The sequence below is a fragment of the Tahibacter caeni genome (assembly GCF_024609805.1).
GTDB classification, from domain to species: Bacteria; Pseudomonadota; Gammaproteobacteria; order Xanthomonadales; family Rhodanobacteraceae; genus Tahibacter; species Tahibacter caeni.
Genome location: NZ_JANFVR010000413.1, coordinates 1 through 3,645, shown reverse-complemented (window position 1 = coordinate 3,645; position 3,645 = coordinate 1). Strand labels below are relative to the sequence as shown.

The 3,645-nt window shown below is 70.5% G+C and carries 4 protein-coding genes; 3 read left to right on the top strand and 1 reads right to left on the bottom strand.

Annotation, left to right across the window (positions count from 1 at the left end; translation table 11 throughout):
- Positions 1 to 1,077: FAD binding domain-containing protein (locus tag NON22_RS21775; RefSeq protein ID WP_257389101.1), on the bottom strand; the 1,077-nt coding region annotated here is incomplete at its 3' end.
- A 118-nt stretch (positions 1,078 to 1,195) separates the two neighbouring features.
- On the opposite strand from NON22_RS21775, the gene NON22_RS21770 reads away from it, so the two are divergent.
- The 3 genes from NON22_RS21770 to NON22_RS21760 form a co-directional block, all read left to right on the top strand.
- On the top strand, positions 1,196 to 2,242 hold the full coding sequence (locus NON22_RS21770; RefSeq protein ID WP_257389100.1) for an adenosine deaminase: 1,047 nt from the start codon (positions 1,196 to 1,198) through the stop codon (positions 2,240 to 2,242).
- Positions 2,243 to 2,355: 113 nt separating this feature from the next.
- Positions 2,356 to 2,709, top strand: a complete 354-nt coding sequence (uraH, locus tag NON22_RS21765) for a hydroxyisourate hydrolase (RefSeq protein ID WP_257389099.1) — start codon at positions 2,356 to 2,358, stop codon at positions 2,707 to 2,709.
- 9 nt (positions 2,710 to 2,718) lie between these two features.
- On the top strand, positions 2,719 to 3,645 hold a 927-nt coding region (locus NON22_RS21760; RefSeq protein WP_257389098.1), incomplete at its 3' end, for a urate hydroxylase PuuD.

Genomic DNA, 3,645 nt, shown 5'->3' with positions numbered 1-3,645 from the left:
GTGCTCTTCCGATCGGCCCGGCGCGACGCCGGCCGCAGCGCGCGGCAGGCTCACGGCGACGACGAGCTCGTCGGCCGCGCGCGCGGTCCTGCGGTAGTCGAGGAAGAAATCGGCGATCGCGACGTCGCGCGCGCCGTGCGGACCGCGCAGATGCACGACCGCGTCGAGCGCGAGCAGCACCGGCAGCAGGTCGCCGATCGGCGAGGCCGTGCCGAGATTGCCGCCGACGGTCGCGCGGTTGCGCACCTGGCGCGCGGCGAACCACGGCAGCATCTGGTCGAGTGCCGGAAACACGCCGGCGAGTTCGGTTTCGAGGCGGCTCAGCGGCAGGCCGGCGCCGATGCGCACGACGTCCGCGCCGATCTCCAGCTGCTGCAGCTCGGGGATGCGGTCGAGCGCGATGAACGCGGTCGCGACGGGCTTGCCGTGGCTGAGCTCCACGCCGAGATCGGTCGCGCCGGCGATCCAGACCGCGGCCGGCTGCTGCACCTTCAACGCGAGCGCGTCGCCGATGCTCCGCGGGCTGAAGTAGCTGCCGAGCGCGGCGGAGGGCGGTGTGGCGGTTTCGTCGAGCAGCGCCGCGAACGCGTCCTGCGGCGCGGGCAGCGCCGCCAGTACCGCGGTCGCCGAGCGGATCGGCCGGTAACCCGTGCAGCGGCAGAGATTGCCTTCGGTGGTTTCGTCGTCGAGCGCGCCGGCGTAGTAGCCGGCGAACAGGCTCATGACGAAGCCCGGCGTGCAGTAGCCGCATTGCGAGCCGGCGCATTCCACGAGCGCCTGCTGCACCGGATGCAGCGGTCGGCCGGCTTCGCTCACGCCTTCGACGGTGATGACGTCGCGGCCGGGCAGGGCGCCGACCGGCAGCAGGCAGCTGTTGACCGCGGTCAGCCGCGTGCGGCCGTCGGCGCCGGTCTCGCGCAGCACGACGGTGCAGGCGCCGCAGTCGCCGTCGGCGCAGCCTTCCTTGGTGCCGGCCAAGCGCCGGCGCTTGAGCCAGCGCAGCAGGGATTCGGTGGGATCGTCGTCGCCGATGTCGACGGGCTTGCGGTTGAGCTGAAACGTGCACTCGTTGGTCATCGCCCAAGCGTAGCGCGCCGCGCTGCGCTTGGCACGGTGGCCCGCCGCAGGCAGGCCCGGCTTTGCGCCGTCCCGGCGATGGTGCAGACTGCGGCGCCACGTCCGCACCGGAGTCCCCGTGAACCTCGCCCAGCCCGACCGCCAGGCCCTGCACGCGTTCGCCCGCGCCATGCCCAAGGCCGAACTGCACATCCACATCGAGGGGTCGCTGGAGCCCGAGCTGATCTTCGCGCTGGCGCAGCGCAACGGCGTCGCTCTGCCGTATCCGGACGTCGAGGCGCTGCGCGCGGCGTATGCGTTCACGAACCTGCAGAGCTTTCTCGACATCTACTACGCCGGCGCGAGCGTGCTGCTGCACGAGCAGGATTTCTTCGACATGGCCTGGGCGTATTTCCTGCGCGCCAAGGCCGACAATGTCGTGCACGCGGAGCTGTTTTTCGATCCGCAGACGCATACCGACCGCGGCGTGCCGTTCGCCGCCGTCATCGACGGCCTGCACCGCGCCTGCGTGCAGGCGCACGATCAGCTCGGCATCCGCGCCGAGCTGATCCTGTGCTTCCTGCGCCATCTCAGCGAAGAGGCGGCCTTCGCGACCCTGGAGCAGGCCAGGCCGCATCGCGACAAGTTCATCGGCGTCGGTCTGGATTCCAGCGAGGTCGGCCATCCGCCGGAAAAGTTCGCGCGCGTGTTCGCCGCGGCGCGTGCGCTGGGCCTGCACGCCGTAGCGCACGCGGGCGAGGAAGGTCCGCCGCAGTACATCCGCGACGCGCTGGACCTGCTGCACGTCCAGCGCATCGACCACGGCGTGCAGGCGCTGAACGACCCCGAGCTCGTCGCGCGGCTCGCGCGCGAACGCATTCCGCTGACCGTCTGCCCGCTGTCCAACGTCAAGCTCTGCGTGTTCAAGGATCTCGCGCAGCACAACCTGCGCGAGCTGCTGCGCCAAGGTCTCGTCGCGACCGTGAACTCGGACGATCCGGCCTATTTCGGCGGCTACATCAACCAGAACTTCGTCGAGACCCTGGACGCGCTGGGCCTCGACGCGGCCGAGCTCGTGACCCTCGCGCGCAACAGCTTCGAGGCGAGCTTCGCGAGTGACGCCGTCAAGGCCGGCTACCGCGCGCGGCTCGAGGCCTGCTGCCGCGAGCACGGCATCGCGGCTTGATACCGGCGCTCTTGCCGCTGCAGGTTCCCGCGACAAAGCATTGACGATCGCCGCGCGCGCTGCCGGCGCTCCCGGCCGTCGAACCATCACCGAGAATCCCCGGGGAGGGGCTAATGGGAAAACTGACCACGCACGTACTCGACACCGCCCACGGCAAGCCCGCGGCCGGCGTCGCGATCGAGCTCTACGGCATCGCCGTCGGCGCGCGCCTGCTGCTCGTGCGCGCGACGACGAACGCCGACGGCCGCTGCGATGCGCCGCTGCTGGCCGACTACAAGCTGCAGGCCGGCGTCTACGAGCTCGACTTCCACATCGGCGACTACTTCGCCGCGCAGGGACTCGTACTGCCGCAGCCGCGCTTTCTCGACCTGGTGACCCTGCGCATCGGCGTGCACGACGCGAGCGCGCACTACCACGTGCCGCTGCTCGCGTCGCCGTATGCCTACAGCACCTACCGCGGTTCCTGAGGGCAGGGCGTGGCCGACTACCTGATCGAGTGCCTGGGCTTCCTGCTGCGCTGGCTGCACGTCGTCGCGGCGATCGCCTGGATAGGCGAGTCGTTCTACTTCGTCGCGCTGGACCGCGGCCTGAAGCCGCCGCGCGAGGCCGAGCCGAACCTCTACGGCGAGTCCTGGTCGGTGCACGGCGGCGGCTTCTACCGCAAGCAGAAATACCTGCCGGCGCCGCAGGAGCTGCCGGCCGAGGTGCATTGGTCAAAATGGAAATCGTATACGACCTGGTTGTCGGGCCTGGCCCTGTTCACGGTCGTGTATCTGTTTTCGCCGCAGGTCTATCTGATCGATCCGGCCGTGGCCGGCCTGACGCCGGCCCAGGCCGTGCTGATCGCCCTGGCGTTTCCGCCGCTGTTCTGGCTGCTTTACGACGGCCTGTGCCGGCTGTTCCACGACCGCGACGACATGCTCGGCGCGGCGGTCGCCGGCCTCGTGGTGCTGCTGTGCTATGCGACGACCCAGCTGTTCGCCGGCCGCGCCGCGTTCCTGCTGTCCGGCGCCGTGCTCGGCACGCTGATGTCGGCCAACGTGTTCTTCGTGATCATTCCGGGCCAGAAGAAGATCATCGCGGCGCTCGCGCGCGGCGATGCGCCGGATCCCGAACCCGGCCGCCGCGGCAAGCAGCGTTCGGTGCACAACACGTATTTCACCTTGCCCGTGGTCTTCGCGATGCTCAGCACGCACTACGCGACGGCCTACGCCCATGCGGACGGCTGGCTCGTGCTCGCGGCCTTCATGGCGGCCGGCGCGCTGATCCGCCAGTTCTTCGTGCTCTGGCACAGCGGCGGCCGCGCCTGGTGGCTGCTGGGCGCCGGCGCCGTCGTGCTCGTCGCCGTGTTCGCCTGGATACGGCCGGTGCCGCCGGCTGCCGCCGCGACGGCTGCGGCCGCG

Excerpts from the sequence above, each read along its gene's own strand:
- uraH (WP_257389099.1), top strand. The coding sequence starts at position 2,356 with ATGGGAAAACTGACCACGCACGTACTCGACACCGCCCACGGCAAGCCC.